The organism is Devosia insulae DS-56, assembly GCF_000970465.2.
GTDB lineage: Bacteria > Pseudomonadota > Alphaproteobacteria > Rhizobiales > Devosiaceae > Devosia_A > Devosia_A insulae.
Window position 1 is genome coordinate 37,369 of the sequence record NZ_LAJE02000074.1, and the last position, 16,904, is coordinate 54,272.

Consider the following 16,904-nt stretch of genomic DNA (forward strand, 5'->3'; position numbering starts at 1 on the left):
CTACTCGGCGGCGACGATCCGCTCGCGCGCCGGACGCTGCAGGCGCAGCTCCTCGGCGACGAGGAAGGCAAGCTCCAGCGCCTGGCTGGCGTTGAGCCGCGGGTCGCAATAGGTGTGATAGCGATCCTGCAGCCCCGCTTCAGTGATCGCGGCGACGCCGCCGCCCGTGCACTCGGTCACGTCGTCGCCGGTCATCTCGATATGGATGCCGCCGGCATAGGTGCCGATGGAGCGGTGGATCTCGAAGAAGCTCTTCACTTCGCTCAGCACGCGCTCGAACGGCCGGGTCTTGTAGCCATTGGACGCCTTGACGGTGTTGCCGTGCATCGGATCGGAGCACCAGACCACCACCTTGCCCTCGGCCTTCACCGCTTCGACGAGGCGCGGCAGGTGATCGGCGATCTTGTCCGAACCGAAGCGGCCGATCAGGGTGATGCGGCCGGCCTCGTTGGAGGGGTTCAGCTTGTCGATGATGCGCAGCAGGTCATCGGCGACGAGGCTGGGGCCACACTTGACGCCAACCGGGTTGCGGATGCCTGAGAAATACTCGACATGCGCCGCATCGGCCTGGCGGGTGCGGTCGCCGATCCACAGCATGTGCCCGGAGGTGGCGTAATAGTCGCCGGTGATCGAGTCCCGACGGGTCAGCGCTTCCTCGAAGCCGAGCAGCAATGCCTCATGCGAGGTGTAGAACTTGGTCTCGCGCAGCGACGGGGTATTGTCCGGGGTGAGGCCGAGGGCGCGCATGAAGTCGATGGCGTCGTCGATCTTCTGGGCCAGCTCCTCGAAACGCGGATAGGCGTTCGAGTCCTTCATGAAGCCCATAGTCCATTCATGCACGCGGGTCAGGTCGGCATAGCCGCCCGAGGCGAAGGCGCGCAGCAGGTTGAGCGTCGCCGCCGACTGACGGTAGGCCAGCAGCAGGCGTTCCGGATCGGGGATGCGGGCGACCTCGGTAAAGCCGATATCGTTGATGATATCGCCGCGGTAGCTCGGCAGCGTCACCCCATCGATGGTCTCGGTATCGGACGAGCGGGGCTTGGCGAACTGGCCGGCGATGCGGCCGACCTTCACGACGGGCTTCGAAGCGCCGTGGGTCAGCACCACCGCCATCTGCAGGAAGACGCGGAAGAAATCGCGGATGTGGTCGGCGCCATGCTCGGCAAAGCTCTCGGCACAATCGCCGCCCTGCAGCAGGAAGGCCCTGCCCTCGGCGACTTCGGCCAGTTGATGCTTCAGGTCACGAGCCTCGCCGGCGAAGACCAGCGGCGGGAACTTGCGCAGTTGCGCTTCGGCCGCTTCCAGCTTCGCCTGATCCGGATAGACCGGCACCTGCGAAATCGGCTTCTGTCTCCAGCTCTGCGGCGTCCAAGTCGTCGGCATCACGCGTATCTCCCAGTCGGCGGGCGGAATAGCAGGGGATTGCGGCGCTGTGAAGCCGCCGCCCTCTACTGCTTTTGGCCGCCGCGGTAGACGTAGCTCGGCTTCTTGAAGGTCACGAGCTCTTCGGCGGCGGTCGGGTGCATGGCCATGGCGCGATCGAAATCGGCCTTCGTCGCCTTCATGCCGAGCGGGATCGCCGCCATCTGGATGATCTCGGCGGCACCCGGGCCAAGGATGTGTACACCCAGCACCTCGCCGCCACCGGGCCTGGTGATCAGCTTCATCATCATGCGGTCGGATTTCAGCGACAGCGTGTTGATCATCGGCCGGAAGCGAGTGACGTAAACGTCGATGTCGCCATGCGTGGCGGCCTCGTGCTCAGGGAGCCCGACGGTGCCGACTTCGGGCTCGGCGAACACCGCTTCGCCAATGAGCGAGTGATCGACGGCGGTCGGCTTGTCGCCGAAAACCGTATCGGCGAAGGCGTGGCCTTCGCGGATGGCAACCGGGGTGAGCTGGGCGCGGTTGGTGACATCGCCGACGGCGTAGATCGAAGGCACACTGGAGCGCGAATAGGGGTCGACCACCACCGCGCCATCCCAGGCGAGTTCGACCCCGGCAGCATCGAGCCCGAGACCGGCGGTGTTGGGCGAACGGCCGGTGGCGAACATCACCGCGCCGAACGGCGCATCGACCCCATCGGAGAAGCTGACGGTGATGTCCTTGCCGGTCTGGCGCAGGCCGAGCACGTTGGTCTGGTGGATGATCTTGACGCCGCGCGCCACCAACCCGGCCTCCAGCCCGACCCGCAGATCCTCGTCGAAGCCGCGCAGCAACCGATCGCCGCGATAGACGATGGTGGTGTGAACGCCGAGACCCGAAAAGATCGTCGCGAACTCGACCGAGATGAAACCGCCGCCCTCGATGAGGATGGAATGCGGCAGTTGCGCGAGGTGGAAGGCCTCGTTTGAGGTGATGGCGAGTTCCTTGCCCGGGATATCCGGGATGAAGGGGTGGGCGCCGGTGGCGATCAGGATAGTCTTGGCGGTCAGTTCACGACCCGACCTCAGCTTCACGCTGTTCGGACCGGTCACCGTGGCGCGGTCGCGGATGATCTCGGCGCCGGGCTTTTCGAGCCCCGCCACATAGGCCGCCTCGAGCCGGGCGATTTCCTTGTCCTTATTGGCAACGAGGGTGGCCCAGTCGAAGCTCGGGGTGCCGACATCCCAGCCGAAGCTCGGCGCGATCTCGAACAGGTCCTTGTAGCGCGAGGCGTAGACGAACAGCTTCTTGGGCACGCAACCGCGGATCACGCAGGTGCCGCCAACCCGATATTCCTCGATGATGGCGACCTTGGCGCCATAGGTCGCGGCGATCCGCGCCGCCCTGACGCCGCCCGAACCGGCACCGATCACCACGAGATCGTAACTGTCGCTCATTTCCTACCCCGAACGTAAAAAGGCCCCGCGCGGTGGCGGGGCCTCAAATCAGATAGGGTGCGAAAGCTCAGGTGTCGATACCCTTGGCCTTCAGCTGGGCGCGTACGGCGGTGAAGAACTCGGTGTTCAGGTTGCCGGAGAAAACGTCCATGATGCGGTTGATGGTGCCGCTCATCGCCGCGTTCGACTTGGCCAGCTTGATGCCGGTCGGGGTCGAATAGAAATCGACGATCTGCTGCAGCTCTTCCTGGGTAAAGGAGAGCGCATAGACGCGGGCGAACTGGTCGAACAGCTCGCCCTTGCGTCCCTTGTAGGTGGCGATCACCGTTTCGATCGCCGTGTTCAGCGGCTCGGCGATCTCGGGGTTCTGCGGCAGCAACTGCTTGTAGGTGTTGATGCCCGCCTGCACGATGGTGGCCTCGTAGAGGCCGCCGGTGTCGGTCAGGTCGACATATTTACGCGCCAGCGCCAGGTGCTCGGGCGCAATTTCCGAGGCCTGCTGGCTCATCGCGGGCAGCGCCACGAAGCTCGACAGGACTAGCGACAGCAATGCAGCGACAAGCATTGGTGCGCGTTTGAAGGTGGACGTCATCAGCTTGGTGCCCATCTGGTTCTTGTTTCCCCTATTAGCCTCTATCCGAGCGGCTCCTAGCCGTCCAGAACGTCGACACCGGCAGGTCCGGCCACATAGGCCCGCTGGCAGAGCCCGATGAACAGGCCGTGCTCGACCACGCCCGGGATGTCGACCAAGGCTTTCGCCAGCGCTTCTGGCTGAGGAATACGGCCAAAAAAAGCGTCGAGGATGGCGTGCCCGCCATCGGTGACGAAGGGGGTTCCATCGGCCTTCAGGCGGCGACGCAGCTCGCCCTCGGCGTTGAAGTCGGCCATCACGGCGCCGATGGCCGCGGTGGTGGCGCCGAGCCCAAAATGATTGACCTCGATCGGCAGGGGGTAGCGGCCGAGCACCTCGACCCGCTTGCTCTGGTCGGCGATGACGATCATCCGCTTCGAGGCCGCTGCGACGATCTTTTCGCGCAGCAGCGCGCCGCCGCCGCCTTTGATCAGCGCCAGGCCGGGGCCGAGTTCATCGGCACCATCTACGGTGAGGTCGAGTTCGGGTGTCGTTTCAAGATCGGTGAGCGGGATGCCGAGGCCGCGCGCCTGCGCCGCGGTGACTTCCGAAGTCGGAATACAGATCACATCGAGCCCGTTCTGGACCGCCCGGCCGACAATGTCGACAAAGTGCTTCGCGGTTGAACCGGTCCCCAGTCCCAACCGCATGCCGCTGGTGACTTCGGCCATCGCCGCCTCGGCAGCCCGGTACTTCTGATCGTCGGTCATGGTGCAAGTTCTCCCCGTCCGGCGGACCTAGGAGAGGTGAAGAGACCTGTCAACCTCGCCTTTTCACGCAGAGGTGAATGGAAATGTCACATCGAGGCAACACATTGTGGCTGTGGTGTTCTGAGTTTGTCCGAATCGTGGCATGGCCGGTTCACTGCTTGCTAGGAACAGTTTATCAACCATCCGAAACTGGCTCAGAATCCGGGTCGATTACGTCAAGAGGCGCAGTTTGAAGAAAATCTCCAAGACCAAGATAGTGGTCGCCGCTTTTTTGTCGGCGATCCTGTCGCTGTCACTGGCCGCTCCGGCCGCGGCAGCCAAGCGAGTCTACGATCCTGCCACCGACACCTGGTCGGAAGCGGGCGCGGTCAAGGCCGGCTCCAGGCGTGGCAGCGCCATTGCCAAGCAGATCGTCGACTACGACAGCAAGTACAAGCCGGGCACGATCATCGTCGAGACGTCGGAGCGGCGCCTCTACCTGGTGCTCGATGACGGCAAGGCGATGAAGTACGGCATCGGCGTTGGCCGTGACGGCTTCCGCTGGTCGGGCCAGCACCGCATCACCCGAGTGGCCGAGTGGCCGGGTTGGACGCCGCCGGCACAGATGCGCAAGCGCGTTCCCGATCTGCCGGCTTACATGCCCGGCGGTCCGGACAATCCGCTCGGGGCTCGTGCGCTCTATATCGGTTCGACGCTCTATCGTATCCACGGGACCTCTGAGCCGTGGACGATCGGCCAGGCGGTTTCTTCGGGTTGCATCCGGCTGACCAACGAAGACGTCACCGATCTCTACGAACGCGTGCGGGTCGGCGCCCTGGTGGTCGTCCACCAGTAGCGCCTGAGCACTCCAGAATTGGGAAGGGCTGGCTCCACCGAGCCGGCCCTTTCTTGTTTTGCGGTCCGCGCCAGTGTGCGGTAAAAAGGGGAATGTCCCTGACGCTTCTCGAACAGCCGAACCTCGCTCCCACGGGCGCGAATCCAGTGCCCTCGGGCGCGAACCCAGTGCTCTCTGGTGCGGCGCGCCCGCTCATCGATCGCTACGGCCGGCGCATCAGCTACCTCAGGGTATCGGTGACCGATCGCTGCGACTTCCGCTGCGTCTATTGCATGTCGGAGCACATGACCTTCCTGCCCAAGAAGGACGTGCTGAGCTTCGAAGAGATCGACACCATCGTGAACGCCTTCGTCGCCCGCGGGGTCAGGAAGGTACGGCTGACCGGCGGCGAGCCGCTGGTACGCCGTGACATCATGGAGCTGGTGGAGAAGATCGGGGGTCACATCGGGCACGGGCTCGAGGAGCTGACGCTCACCACCAATGGCAGCCAGTTGCGACGCTACGCCGAGGGCCTCGTCCAATCAGGAGTGAAGCGGCTCAACGTGTCGCTCGATACGCTCGACGAGCAACGCTTCGCGGAGATCACCCGGCGCGGCCGGATCGCCGATGTGCTCGATGGGATCGACGCGGCAGCTGATGCCGGGCTGAAGATCAAGATCAACATGGTGGCAATGCGCGGCGTCAACGAGGACGAGATCGAGCCGATGCTGCATTGGGCGCATGGCCGCGGTTTCGGGCTGACGCTGATCGAGGGCATGCCGCTGGGCGAGGTCGGCATCGACCGGGTCGACACCTACCTGCCGCTCAAGGAGATGCGCGAGCGGCTCAAGGCGAAATATACCTTGGAGCCGAGCGGGCACCGCACCGGCGGGCCGGCGCGCTACGATTACGTGGCCGAGACCAACGGGCTGGTCGGCTTCATCACGCCGATGAGCCACAATTTCTGCGAGAGCTGCAACCGAGTCCGGCTCACAGCGACCGGGCAGCTCTACATGTGCCTGGGGCAGGACGACATGGTCGACCTGCGGGCGGCGATCCGCGAGGGCGGCCCGGACGCGCTGGATGTGGCGCTGGACCGGGCGATGCTGCTCAAGCCCAAGGGCCACGATTTCGTGCTGGATCGCGATCACACGGCGCCAGCCTTGAGCCGGCACATGAGTGTGACGGGGGGCTGACGCCTCCGCTCTCGGAAGTAGTGCCCTACTGATAGAGACGGCCCCCTCCCGGCCTCCCCCATGAAGGGGGAGGTGAAGAGTCGAGGTCCTGTCTTCGATCGTGCCAAGCACACCGGCAGGCACCTCCCCCTTCATGGGGGAGGATGGGAGGGGGTCGTCTGCTTCAGTCAGTCAGCCCTGCCCTACCGAACCGTATACCCGCCATCCACCACCAGCACTTCCCCCGTCACATACCCTGATGCCGGCGAGCACAGGTAGAGCGCCGCGGCGCCGATATCGATGGCCGAGCCGGGGCGCTTCATCGGGGTCATGTCGCGCCAGACCGGACCCCAGACCGGGTCGGCGAGACCGCCATTGGTCATGTCAGTGGTGATGTAGCCGGGGGCGATGGCGTTCACGCGGATGCCGTCCTCGGCATAGTCGGAGGCGAGGCTCTTGGTCAGCATGTGCACTGCGGCCTTCGAGGCGTTGTAGGCGGCCTGTGGCTGCGGGATGTTAGAGATCAGGCCCGAGATCGAGCCGATATTCAGCATCACCCCGCTCTTCTGGGCCCGCATCGGGCCGAGCGCCGCCTGGCAGGCGCGGAAGACGCTGTCGACGTTGATATCCATCAGCCGCCGATACTGCGCTTCAGGGAAGCTGTGGGTGTCGCCGTGCTGCGCCACGCCGGCGTTGTTGACGAGGATATCGAGCTTGCCGCCGCCGAGCTTCACTGCTTCGGCGACCAGGCGCGCCGGCACGGCCGGATCCTGCACGTCGCCCTGCAGGTAGTCGACCTGGCGGCCCAGGTCCTTGAAGTGCTGCACCACCTCTGGTTTAGGCACCCTGGAGGAGAGAATGACATGGGCGCCGGCATCGCTGAGCGCTTCGACGATGCCGAGGCCGATGCCGCGGGTGGCGCCGGTGACCAGCGCGACTTTGCCGTCCAGACGAAACAGATCGAAGATCATCGTATTTCCCTCAGTTCACTTTGGCAGCGGCCGGCCGATCGAGGCCGAGGATGAAATCGGCACAGCGGTCGCCCAGCATCATGGCGGGCGCCGTGGTATTGCCGGCATTGATGTTGGGCACCGCCGACATGTCGGAGACCCTGAGGTTATCGACGCCGCGGACGCGCAGGCGCGCGTCAAGCACCGCCATCGGATCGCCGTCGGCCCCCATTCTGGCGGTGCTGGCCGGGTGATAGTTGGTCTTGACGAAGCGGCGGCAATGCTCGGCCATGGCCTCGTCGCTGAGATCTGGACCGGGCGGCGCGATGACCTTGTCGATGCGCTTACCGAGCGCTCCTGTCAGCAGCACGTCGCGGAAGAAGCGCTGCCCCTCGACCATCATCTGCATGTCGTCGGGGTGCTGCAGCAGGTGCGGCGAAACCAGCGGCATATCGGCCGGGTTGGCGGAGCGGAGCTCGACGAAGCCCCGCGACTTGGGCTTCACCAGGACGGTGGTGATGGTCACCCCATAGGTGTCGTCGAAGACTTTCAGCAGGTCGCGATCAAGATAAACGATCGGCACGCAGAAGGCCTGAATAGAGGGCGGCGCGTCGCGGTCGACCGGGTTGATGAAGGCCCCTGCCTCGAAGCCAGCCGAGAGGATCGGGCCGTTGCCGAACAGCTTGAAGTTGAGGCCGTTCTTCAGCATGCGCCAGCCGACGCCCTGCCTGAAATAGCCGTAAGGGCCGTTGGCGACGGAGATCACCGGGACTTCCGGGTGGTCGATCAGGTTGCGGCCGACGCCGGGCAGATCGACGACCGTTTTGATGCCGTGGCTGTCGAGTTGCTCGGCGGGACCGAGGCCGGAGAGCATCAGCAGCTTGGGCGTCACCAAAGCGCCGGAGCTCAGCACGATGTCGCCCGATGAATGGACGGTGTGCTCCACCCCTCTGCCATCGCGATAGGTGACGCTGACGGCGCGGCCGTTCTCGATGTTGATCTTCTGCACCGCGGCCCGCAGCCGGACGGTCAGGCGCGGGTCGTTCTTCAGCGGCTCGACATAGGCATAGGCGGCGCTGGAGCGTTTCCCCTTCCGGTTCATGAACTGGTAGAAGCCGACGCCGCGCTGGGTCACGCCATTGAAATCACTGGTGAACGGCTCTCCTTTCTGCTGCACGCTCTGCACGAACCAGCGCGACACGTCGTCGACATGACCGGGGTCGGAGACCAGCAGCGGGCCGTCATTACCGTGGAAGTCGTTGCTCAGCCGGTTGTTGCCCTCGATGCGCCGGAAATGCTGCAGCACGGTCGACCAGTCCCAGGCGGCGCCATCATTGCTGGTGCGCAGGATCTGGTCCCACTCGTCATAGTCCGAGGGGCGGCCGCGCATGTAGACCTGGGCATTCACCGAGGTGCCGCCGCCCAGTACGTTACCCTGCGGGATATCGTGGACCCGACCATTCAGGTGCTGCTGCGGCACCGTGTGGTGGTAGGTCATGTATTTCGAGCCGTTGATCAGCTTGAAGATGCCGGGCGGCATGTCGAGCAGCGGGTGATGATGCGAATAGCCGGCCTCGAGCAGCAGCACCCGCCGGCCGCCATCGGTCACCAGCCGAGCCGCCGCAACGCAGCCCGACGCTCCGCCTCCGATCACGATGTGATCGAATTCCTCCCGCATCTCACGCCCCCTCCAGGACCTCGCGCCAACCGGCACCGGATGGACGTTTTCGCCCTCTCCGAAGCGCACAATAGACGGCGCGCCGGAAAAGTCGAACCATCATGCGCTGAACTGTCTGCGCCCGCCGCCAGCTTCCGGCGCGTCGATACACGGAAACCGTCGGCCCTGGCGCGCATGTGATCGATTGATCATTGACAGTCGGGCTCAAGTTACATTTTCTGTCGCCGCGCACTGGACTGCCGATTGTGTCCAGTTACTGCAACTATACATCCAGAGCAGTTTTTGTTCTTTTTGGACCAACATACTGCATCGACTGAGCGGTTTTTGCTCGGCGGCAAAATGTGATTGCGGTCGGTACTGTCCCAGCCAAATTTTGCCGCATAAGGTGCGAGACGAAGGCATTGGCGTGACTTCAGACGTTGGGGGGCAACAAACCAGCGTTCTGATGTGGGGGAAATGACAATAATAGATACACAACCAGGCATTACTGGGCATAGCGACTGCGACACGAAGGACCGGACGAATCTACGGCGGGAGGCACCCCGCTCGTGAACCAGCATTCGCATGTGCAGCAGGGGCTGACGGAAACCCCGACAGATACGCTGTCCCACGCGCAGATTCGCGCCGCACGCGCCTATCTGGGCTGGACGGCGCTCGAACTCGCCGAGGAGTCCGGCGTGTCGTTCTCCACCGTGCGCCGCGTCGAAATGCCGGGCCCCCGCGCCGTGCGCGACGAGAATGTCACGGCGATCCGTGCGGCCTTCACCCGCCACGGCGTCCGCTTCGTCAGCTATGCCGATGGGAGCCTGGGGATCGCCGGACGCGGCTAAAGATTTGCGGCAAAGAAGCTGAGGGCGGCTTCGCGCATGCGCGGCGTCTCCTGGTGCTTCACATGAGGTTCCGACACCAGCTGCAACCGACCGGGGTGGTTGGCATAGGCGGCGCTGGTTTCCCCCCACGCCAGCGCCACGGCGGCGGGCGGGGTCAGGGAATCGGCCTCGCCGATGCAGATGAGCTGCGGCCTGGGTGCCACCAGTGCGCCGATGGCGCCGGCATCGGCCTCGTTGAGCAAGCCGGGGACGATCAGATAGACGCCGTGGCCGTCATGGTTGCCGAGCTCGATCATCTTGCGCAGGTCGGCGAAGCAGCAGAGGTGGGCGACCGCCTTGATGCGCTCGTCCATGGCGGCGAGCCAGTAGCTCAGCGTGCAACCCATGGAGATGCCGAAGGCGCCAATGCGGGCCGGATCGACGTCCGGGCGCGAGGCGAGATAGGTGAGCGCCGCCGAGTGATCGCCGAGCATCTGGCCGAACAGGCCCTTGCCGTACCAGAGCAACGCCTTGGCCGCCGCGCTCTCGGTGACGGTGGAGCGCTTGCCGAACACCGGCATGTCGATCGAGAGCGTCACGTAACCGGCGCGGGCGAAGACCGGGCCAAGCGGATCGAGCAGGTATTCGCGGCCATCGAGCAGCTCGTCGGCGCCGATATCGTAACGACCGCCATGCGAGTGACCGTAGAGGATGGCGGGCAGCCTGCCCTCGACCTGCAGCGGCCGGGTGAGAATGCCCCGCACCTCGGTGTCACCGAGCGTCAAGGTCAGGTGCTCGACTTCGTAGCCGTCGCGCTGTTCGATGCGGGCAGCACTGAGCGACACAGCCGGTTCCACCAGCCCGACCAGCTGGCGCAGTCTCTCACGGGTAATGGCCATGTTACTTGTCGTCGTCGGAGACGATGGCGAACTCAAGCGGCAGGGCCGTGGTGTACTTGATCTGCCCCATGGCGAAGGACGAGCTGACGTCGGTCAGATTGATCTTCGAAATCAGCTTCTTGTAGAACGAGTCATAGGCCGCGATATCGGGTACGACGACGCGCAGCAGGTAATCCACCTCGCCGCTCATGCGGTAGAACTCGACCACCTCGGTGAAGTCCTCGACCACGCCGGCGAACTTCCGCATCCACGCGTCATTGTGCTCGTTGGTGCGGATCGACACGAACACCGTGACGCCGGCATTGATCTTGGCGGGGTCGAGCACCGCGACGCGGCCCTTGATGATCCCGTCCTCTTCCATCTTCTGGATGCGCCGCCAGCACGGCGTCGTAGACAACCCTACCTTGCGGCCGATTTCGGCAACCGGAGTCGTCGCGTCCTTCTGCAGGAGCGCCAGAATCTTGCGGTCGATCTTGTCCAAAGCTATGGCAGCCCCCTAGAAATCAGATTGCGTGACTGTGAGGAAATCAACGCGATAACGCAAAGATGGTCGGATAAGGTGGCCATACAACGCAAATATCTTGCGCCTGTCAACTGGGCAGAAGGCTCCAGAGCCAGGCGACAAAACGCTCGAAGCGGCTGGGATTCCCGGCCTCGGCGACGCCTCCCTCGGCCTCACGCCGGCGCCAGTCGGCCGGCATCTCGAATTGCCCCTGCCACACCCCGCGTTTGGCTCGTCTCGCCTGACTCTCGGCTCCCAGATAGCCGTCCGTCGCAACGGCGAGCCCGTCGGCGACCAGGGCTTCGGCGATATCGAGCTTGCCGTCGCGGCAGACGGCCAGGAGCCGGCCATAGCGGTCGTGGCCTTCCGGACGACAGGACAGGGTGCGGTTGCGAGTCAGCTCGCGCATGCGGGTGGCCGCGGCCTTGCCGCAATCCCACGAGCCGCCAGCGGCCGTCCGGCAGGTCTGGTTCCACTCAGGCGCGTCGATCCCCGGCAGGCGGATGCGCTGGCCGGCGACGTCGATGGTGTCGCCGTCGCTGACGCGTTCGACACTCCCGGTGAGCGGTGGGCCGTCGAGCGAAAATGGCGCGTCGGGGAGCCATAGATAGGCGATGATCCCCAACCCCACGAGGATAACCAGCCAGCTGCGCCAGCGGAACTTGTGGCGGCGCGGCAGCGGGTTGCGACGGCCATTGGCCCAGGCCGGCATGGCCCGGTGCAGGGTCGGCTGCAACTGCTTCTCGCCACGGGCTTTTCCCATTCCGAGGCCTCGCCTTTCACCCAAACTTAACCATGCGAGGCTAAGGGTTTTTGCACAAGCGTAACGAACGCGTTTCCTGTTCGTAGTGTTTAGTCGAGTACTGCGTAAAATGTCGTTGAAGCCTGCGATGCACGATCAGGACGTGCGCGCCCAGATGGGCCGCGAGCTTCGCCGCAACTCGCAGCGGACGGTGTTCGACGCGCGCCAGCGCCTCACCTCCAGCTCCGGCACCCGCGCTTCCTTCGATTTCGAACTGCTCGACGAGTATGCCAGCTCGCGGCTCGGCGGGCTGCTGGCCGTACCGGCGCTGGTGCTGATCCTGGCGCTGTTCTCGAGCCTCTGGGTCTCTCCGCTGGCGGCCGCCGGATGGGCGGCGCTGGTGATCGTCGCCAACCTGGTGGTGGCCTGGCTGTGCCGCCGCTTGAAGACCGAGGACCCGTCCAAGTTTAACGCCGGGCGCTGGACCGCAACGTTCATCGGCGCCGAATTGGTCAACGGCATCGCCTGGGCCCTGCTGGCGCTGTTCACGCTGGTAGCCGAGGACAGCATGGCGCTGCTGGTGGCGATGTTCGCCATCACGCTGGTGGGGATTGCCGCCAACGCGGTGTCGACGCGTACTTTGCCTGCGGCCACGCTGATGAGCACCCTGCCCGCGGCCGCCACCGTCACCATCACGCTGCTGCTGGCCGGCGACACGCTCAACTGGGCGCTGGCCGCGGTGGTGGTGGGCGGCGAGATGTTCTTCGTCTACCTCGCCAAGCAACTCTACGCCTCGGAACTCGAAACCATCGAGCATCAGGCGGAAAAGGACGCGCTGATCAACGAGCTCGAGGAAGCGCGCGAGATGAGCGACGAGGCGCGGCGGCACGCCGAGCAGGCGAATATCGCTAAATCGCAGTTCCTCGCCACGATGAGCCATGAGCTGCGTACCCCGCTCAACGCCATTATCGGCTTTTCCGAAGTGCTGCAGTCCGAGCTGCTCGGGGCGCACAACGTGCCGCAATACAAGGAGTATGCCGGGGACATCCACTCATCCGGCCAGCACCTGCTCAACCTGATCAACGAACTCCTGGATCTCAGCCGCATCGAGGCGGGCAAATACGACCTCAACGAGGAAGCCATATCGCTGATCGATATCGCCGAGGATTGCCGCCGCATGGTGGAAATCCGCGCCAAGGGCAAGGGGATCGAGCTCAGCGTCAGCTATGCGCACAACCTGCCCAAGCTCTGGGGCGACGAGCGGGCGATCCGCCAGGTGGTATTGAACCTGCTCTCCAACGCCATCAAGTTCACCCCGCAATCGGGCAAGGTGCACCTGATGGTGACCCGCTCTGGCGATGGCGGCCAGTTGCTCAGCGTGCGCGACAACGGCCCGGGCATCCCGGAGAACGAAATCGAGACGGTGCTGAGCTCGTTCGGCCAGGGCTCGCTGGCGCAGAAAACCGCGGAACAGGGCGCGGGCCTTGGCCTGCCGATCGTGCAGAAGATCATGGAGCTGCACCAGGGCCGGTTCGATCTGTTCTCGAAACTCCGCTTCGGCACCGAGGTGATCGCCACCTTCCCGCGAGCCCGCGTCATGGATGCGCTGGCCCCGGTGGTGGAAAAGAAGCCGCGGCTGCAGATCTACTCCGAGGCGAGCTGAGGCGCTGATTGCGGCCGCGGTGTCATCCCACGCCCCCCTTTTGCGAGCTTGCCCGTCAGCCGACGACCTCAGCTATCGCCATCTCGACAAAGGCCAGCGCATCCCGCCGCCGCGCGAGCGGATTGCCGTATTTCGATGGTTCGCCGCGCCGATAGGCCAGCGCCTCCTCAAGGATCGGCCGCCAACGTGGGTTGAACGCCGTCAGCGCCCACTGGCCTGCCGCCGACTTCGACGCGATCGCGCAGGTGGCCTTGGTGTAGGCCAGCCGACTGATGCCGAGGACACCCCACATCGGAGCGGCGCGGCCAAGCATGCCGGGCGAGATGCCTGAGGAGCGGGATAGCCAGTTGCGCCAGTAGGTGGCCGCATTGTCACCGACCCACCCGGTGAGGCGCTCGGCATCCTGCCACAGCGCTGCGCGATCAAGTGCGCCGATCAGCGACACGGCGTCCGGCAACGCGTGCCAGGTGACCGGGTTGCGGTTGCCGCGCGCCTCAATAACGAAATCCCCCTGCTGCGAGGTGGGGCCGTCGGCGATGGCGTCAGGGCCGGCGCGTAGCTCGGCCTCGGTAAGCCAGATGCCGTCGAGACGCGGCAGGGTCGGATCGGTGCGGTAGCTGCGGTGCACCAGCACCAGTGCCTCGGCGTCCTCGTCGTCGAGCGGGCGGGACAGCACGGCGACGAAATCGAGATCGCTCATGGCCGGGCGGAAATCGCCGTCGGCGACAGAGCCGATGAGGTGGAGGCCGGTGATCAGGTCGCCGGTATTGCGCTGCAGCAGGCTGACGCGATGGCCAGTGGCGAGGTCAATGGTTGCCTCTGCACCGGCCGCGATCATCGCCTGGGCCTCCCTGTCGCTGACCCCGGGTCAGCTATTGCCGCTGACCCCCGGGTCAGTTTTTGCCGCTGACCCGCGGGGTCAGTTTTTGTCGCTGACCCCGGCGCTGCCGAAGGTGGCCATGTTGTTGTGGAGGTGGAGCGCCGTCTTGGCAAGCACGGCAGCGAGCGCGGCGCCGCTCCCCTCCCCCAGCCGCATGCCGAGGTTGAGCAACGGGCGCTTGCCCATCGCCTCGAGGGCCCGGGCATGGGCATGCTCGCCCGAGAGGTGGCCGAAGATGCAATGGTCGATCGCGTCGGGGTTCACCGCCTGCGCGATGGCCGCAGCGGCGGTGGCGACAAAACCATCGACGATCACCGGGATCTTCTGCTGGCGCGTCGAGATGATGGCGCCGAGCATGGCGGCGATCTCGCGGCCGCCGAGGCGGGCGAGGATGGCGAGCGGGTCGCCCAGTGCATCCCTATGCAGCGCCAGCGCACGATCGACGGCATCGGCCTTTCGGGCGAGCCCGGCGTCGTCGACCCCGGTGCCGCGGCCGACCCAGTCGGCGCCGCTGCCGCCAAACAGCGCAGCGTAGATGGCGGCGGCGACGGTGGTGTTGCCGATGCCCATCTCGCCGATGGCGAGCAGATCGGGCTTACCGGCCACTGCTTCCATGCCATAGGCGACAGTGGCGGCGCACATGCGATCGTCCATCGCGGCGGTGCGGGTGATATCGCCGGTGGGTAGCTCCAGCGCCAGTTCGAAGACGCGCAGGTTCAGCTCGTGCAGTGCGCAGATCTGGCTGACGGCGGCGCCGCCGGCGGTGAAGTTGGCGACCATCTGCGCCGTCACTTCGCGCGGGAAAGCGGAGACGCCCTGGTCGGTGACGCCGTGATTGGCGGCGAAGATCGCGACCATCGGGTTATCGAGGGTGGGCTTGGCCTTCCCCTGCCAGCGGCCGAGAAACTCGACCAGGTGCTCAAGTTCGCCGAGCGAGCCGGGCGGCTTGGTGAGCTGGCGATCGCGCTGGCGGATGGCAGCGACGGCGCTTTCATCTCCGGAGGGCGCGATGTGCAACAGGTCGATGATATCGGCGAAGGGGGACGGCAATTTCGGCTCCGGCTCAGGGGTCGCCACTCATGGGCGAGTCCGGCCCCAAGAGTCCAGCGCGATCGGGGATCAGCAAAGGCTGACCCGGGGATCAGCAAAGGCTGACCCGGGGGATCAGCAAAGGCTGACCCGGGGATCAGCAAAGGCAGACCCGGGGATCAGCCGATGCCCAGCCGGGCCTTGAGATCGGCCTCGCCCCAGCCCATCAGGACGTTGTGGTTCCAGGCGAAGGCCGGGCGGAGCAACGGCACCAGGGTTCGCATCCAGGGCTTACCGAGATCGACCCGCCAGTCGTATCGCACTGAAGTTCCGCTGCCGTCTGGCTCGAGGGTCCAGAGCCCCACGCCGCTGAGCTCGCCACTGGCGTGCCCCTCGATCAGCTGCATCGGCTCGATCCGGGTCGAAACCACCTCGAAGGTAATGGTGTAGGGCAGCGCCGTGGCCCAGGTGAGACGGCGGAGCGCCCCGACCCCACCCGCATCGCCGTCGCGAATCCGCTCGACGTTGCGCACGGCACGCCACCAGGAGGGCCAGGCGTCGACGTCGACGATCTCAGGCCAGACGCGATCCAGCGGTGCGGCGATCCGCCAATGCGACACCAGTTCGAACTGCGTGACACTCATCTTGCAATGCCCCCTCGGCTGAAGGACAAGCGAGCATCGACCCATGGCACGGGAACCGCAAGTGAGCGACGACACGCCCCGCACGCCTCCGCGGCAGGATAACTTCCGCCCCGGGGCGGAGCCTCAACCGCCGCAGCCCGAGGCGTTTGGCTGGCGCCTGGCGGACGACCTGATCATGGGGCTCAGGTTCTTCTCGCGGCTGCCCACCGGCGATAGCCCGTTCGAGCAGCCGAACCTCAACCGGATCGCCGTGGGCCTGAGCTTTACCAGCGTCGCCATCGGCTTCCTGCCGGCCCTGCTGATGATGCTTGCCGCCTGGCTCGGCGTGCCGAGCTATTTCGCGGCAGCGCTGGGTGTCGCCGCGATGCTGGTGGCCACCGGCGCCATGGCGGATGATGCATTGGCCGACAGCGCCGATGGGTTGATTGGCGGAGCGACGATCGAGCGGCGGCTCGAGATCATGAAGGACAGCCGTCACGGCACCTATGGGGTGGCAGCGATCGGGCTCTATTTGCTGCTGCGGGTGACGGCGATCGGCGCAGTGGCGGCGTACAACCCGCTGGCCGCCGCGGCGATCTGGCTGGCCTCGACGGTGATCGGCCGCTCGGCTTCGCTCTGGGTCAGCGTCGCGCTGCCCAATGCCCGTGAAGGCGGCGCCTCGGCCTCGGTCGGACGGGTGTCGCGGCGGGCGTTCTTCGGCGGCATGGGTTTTGCCGTGCTGCTGGCATTCGTGCTGGCGGCGCCGTTCACCAGTGTGGTGGCAGTGATCCTGTCGCTCGCCGCGGCGGCGGGCGTCGCGGCGGTGTGGGTGTGGACCTGCCGCAAGCTGATCGGCGGACAGACCGGCGACCTGATCGGAGCGCTGCAGGCGCTGATCGAGGTCGCCGGGCTGACCGGGCTGCTGGTGGTCGTCTAGCTCCCCTCCCCCTTGAGGGGAGGGGAGCTAGACGAACACC

General features: G+C 65.5%; 17 protein-coding genes. 5 read left to right on the plus strand and 12 right to left on the minus strand.

Annotated features, from left to right (window positions below):
* The 4 genes from VW23_RS05055 to rpiA all read right to left on the minus strand — a co-directional run bounded on the left by VW23_RS05055 (position 1) and on the right by rpiA (position 4,163).
* Positions 1–1,383 (minus strand): class II 3-deoxy-7-phosphoheptulonate synthase, encoded by a 1,383-nt coding sequence (locus VW23_RS05055; protein WP_069908499.1) that lies wholly within the window; start codon positions 1,381–1,383, stop codon positions 1–3.
* Between the two features lie 65 nt (positions 1,384–1,448).
* Entirely contained in the window at positions 1,449–2,822 is a 1,374-nt protein-coding gene (gorA, locus tag VW23_RS05060; protein WP_069908500.1) for a glutathione-disulfide reductase, read from the minus strand.
* 67 nt (positions 2,823–2,889) lie between these two features.
* Positions 2,890–3,429, minus strand: a complete 540-nt coding sequence (locus VW23_RS05065; RefSeq protein WP_069908501.1) for a DUF2059 domain-containing protein — start codon at positions 3,427–3,429, stop codon at positions 2,890–2,892.
* 41 nt (positions 3,430–3,470) lie between these two features.
* Entirely contained in the window at positions 3,471–4,163 is a 693-nt protein-coding gene (gene rpiA / locus VW23_RS05070; RefSeq protein WP_069908502.1) for a ribose-5-phosphate isomerase RpiA, read from the minus strand.
* Positions 4,164–4,401: 238 nt separating this feature from the next.
* On the opposite strand from rpiA, the gene VW23_RS05075 reads away from it, so the two are divergent.
* Positions 4,402–4,998 carry a L,D-transpeptidase gene (locus tag VW23_RS05075; RefSeq protein WP_425285194.1) on the plus strand — a complete coding sequence of 199 codons (597 nt, stop codon included), beginning with the start codon at positions 4,402–4,404 and terminating at the stop codon, positions 4,996–4,998.
* Between the two features lie 92 nt (positions 4,999–5,090).
* On the plus strand, positions 5,091–6,173 hold the full coding sequence (gene moaA / locus VW23_RS05080; RefSeq protein WP_084645568.1) for a GTP 3',8-cyclase MoaA: 1,083 nt from the start codon (positions 5,091–5,093) through the stop codon (positions 6,171–6,173).
* Positions 6,174–6,355: 182 nt separating this feature from the next.
* Here the strand turns inward: moaA and VW23_RS05085 are convergent, their stop codons facing one another.
* Both VW23_RS05085 and VW23_RS05090 read right to left on the minus strand, forming a co-directional pair.
* Positions 6,356–7,123, minus strand: coding sequence for an SDR family NAD(P)-dependent oxidoreductase (locus tag VW23_RS05085; RefSeq protein ID WP_069908503.1), 768 nt, complete (start codon positions 7,121–7,123; stop codon positions 6,356–6,358).
* Between the two features lie 10 nt (positions 7,124–7,133).
* Positions 7,134–8,780, minus strand: coding sequence for a GMC family oxidoreductase (locus VW23_RS05090; protein WP_069908504.1), 1,647 nt, complete (start codon positions 8,778–8,780; stop codon positions 7,134–7,136).
* 548 nt (positions 8,781–9,328) lie between these two features.
* On the opposite strand from VW23_RS05090, the gene VW23_RS05095 reads away from it, so the two are divergent.
* Positions 9,329–9,610 carry a helix-turn-helix domain-containing protein gene (locus VW23_RS05095; protein WP_084645570.1) on the plus strand — a complete coding sequence of 94 codons (282 nt, stop codon included), beginning with the start codon at positions 9,329–9,331 and terminating at the stop codon, positions 9,608–9,610.
* Here VW23_RS05095 and VW23_RS05100 read toward each other — a convergent pair.
* The 3 genes from VW23_RS05100 to VW23_RS05110 all read right to left on the minus strand — a co-directional run bounded on the left by VW23_RS05100 (position 9,607) and on the right by VW23_RS05110 (position 11,753).
* Entirely contained in the window at positions 9,607–10,488 is an 882-nt protein-coding gene (locus VW23_RS05100; protein WP_069908505.1) for an alpha/beta hydrolase family protein, read from the minus strand. The two genes, VW23_RS05095 and VW23_RS05100, sit on opposite strands and share 4 nt — an antisense overlap.
* A gap of 1 nt (position 10,489) precedes the next feature.
* Positions 10,490–10,969, minus strand: a complete 480-nt coding sequence (locus tag VW23_RS05105) for an Lrp/AsnC family transcriptional regulator (RefSeq protein WP_055048427.1) — start codon at positions 10,967–10,969, stop codon at positions 10,490–10,492.
* A 109-nt stretch (positions 10,970–11,078) separates the two neighbouring features.
* Positions 11,079–11,753 (minus strand): thermonuclease family protein, encoded by a 675-nt coding sequence (locus tag VW23_RS05110; protein WP_084645572.1) that lies wholly within the window; start codon positions 11,751–11,753, stop codon positions 11,079–11,081.
* 127 nt (positions 11,754–11,880) lie between these two features.
* On the opposite strand from VW23_RS05110, the gene VW23_RS05115 reads away from it, so the two are divergent.
* Positions 11,881–13,395 (plus strand): sensor histidine kinase, encoded by a 1,515-nt coding sequence (locus tag VW23_RS05115; RefSeq protein ID WP_244513390.1) that lies wholly within the window; start codon positions 11,881–11,883, stop codon positions 13,393–13,395.
* Between the two features lie 55 nt (positions 13,396–13,450).
* Here the strand turns inward: VW23_RS05115 and VW23_RS05120 are convergent, their stop codons facing one another.
* The 3 genes from VW23_RS05120 to VW23_RS05130 form a co-directional block, all read right to left on the minus strand.
* Positions 13,451–14,233 carry an aminoglycoside adenylyltransferase domain-containing protein gene (locus tag VW23_RS05120; RefSeq protein ID WP_084645575.1) on the minus strand — a complete coding sequence of 261 codons (783 nt, stop codon included), beginning with the start codon at positions 14,231–14,233 and terminating at the stop codon, positions 13,451–13,453.
* An 81-nt stretch (positions 14,234–14,314) separates the two neighbouring features.
* The gene (cobT, locus tag VW23_RS05125) at positions 14,315–15,325 is read right to left on the minus strand and encodes a nicotinate-nucleotide--dimethylbenzimidazole phosphoribosyltransferase (RefSeq protein ID WP_069908506.1); all 1,011 of its coding nucleotides are present in this window, start codon (positions 15,323–15,325) and stop codon (positions 14,315–14,317) included.
* Positions 15,326–15,483: 158 nt separating this feature from the next.
* Complete coding sequence (locus VW23_RS05130; protein ID WP_069908507.1) at positions 15,484–15,948, minus strand: SRPBCC family protein; 465 nt, start codon at positions 15,946–15,948, stop codon at positions 15,484–15,486.
* Between the two features lie 61 nt (positions 15,949–16,009).
* Here VW23_RS05130 and VW23_RS05135 point away from each other — a divergent pair, with 61 nt between their 5' ends.
* Positions 16,010–16,864, plus strand: a complete 855-nt coding sequence (locus VW23_RS05135; protein WP_176730329.1) for an adenosylcobinamide-GDP ribazoletransferase — start codon at positions 16,010–16,012, stop codon at positions 16,862–16,864.
* Positions 16,865–16,904 lie beyond the last annotated feature (40 nt).

Coding starts and splice junctions, on each gene's coding strand:
- VW23_RS05055 (WP_069908499.1), bottom strand. CDS start 1,383: ATGCCGACGACTTGGACGCCGCAGAGCTGGAGACAGAAGCCGATTTCG.
- gorA (WP_069908500.1), bottom strand. CDS start 2,822: ATGAGCGACAGTTACGATCTCGTGGTGATCGGTGCCGGTTCGGGCGGC.
- VW23_RS05065 (WP_069908501.1), bottom strand. CDS start 3,429: ATGGGCACCAAGCTGATGACGTCCACCTTCAAACGCGCACCAATGCTT.
- rpiA (WP_069908502.1), bottom strand. CDS start 4,163: ATGACCGACGATCAGAAGTACCGGGCTGCCGAGGCGGCGATGGCCGAA.
- moaA (WP_084645568.1), top strand. CDS start 5,091: ATGTCCCTGACGCTTCTCGAACAGCCGAACCTCGCTCCCACGGGCGCG.
- VW23_RS05085 (WP_069908503.1), bottom strand. CDS start 7,123: ATGATCTTCGATCTGTTTCGTCTGGACGGCAAAGTCGCGCTGGTCACC.
- VW23_RS05090 (WP_069908504.1), bottom strand. CDS start 8,780: ATGCGGGAGGAATTCGATCACATCGTGATCGGAGGCGGAGCGTCGGGC.
- VW23_RS05100 (WP_069908505.1), bottom strand. CDS start 10,488: ATGGCCATTACCCGTGAGAGACTGCGCCAGCTGGTCGGGCTGGTGGAA.
- VW23_RS05110 (WP_084645572.1), bottom strand. CDS start 11,753: ATGGGAAAAGCCCGTGGCGAGAAGCAGTTGCAGCCGACCCTGCACCGG.
- VW23_RS05115 (WP_244513390.1), top strand. CDS start 11,881: ATGCACGATCAGGACGTGCGCGCCCAGATGGGCCGCGAGCTTCGCCGC.
- VW23_RS05120 (WP_084645575.1), bottom strand. CDS start 14,233: ATGATCGCGGCCGGTGCAGAGGCAACCATTGACCTCGCCACTGGCCAT.
- VW23_RS05130 (WP_069908507.1), bottom strand. CDS start 15,948: ATGAGTGTCACGCAGTTCGAACTGGTGTCGCATTGGCGGATCGCCGCA.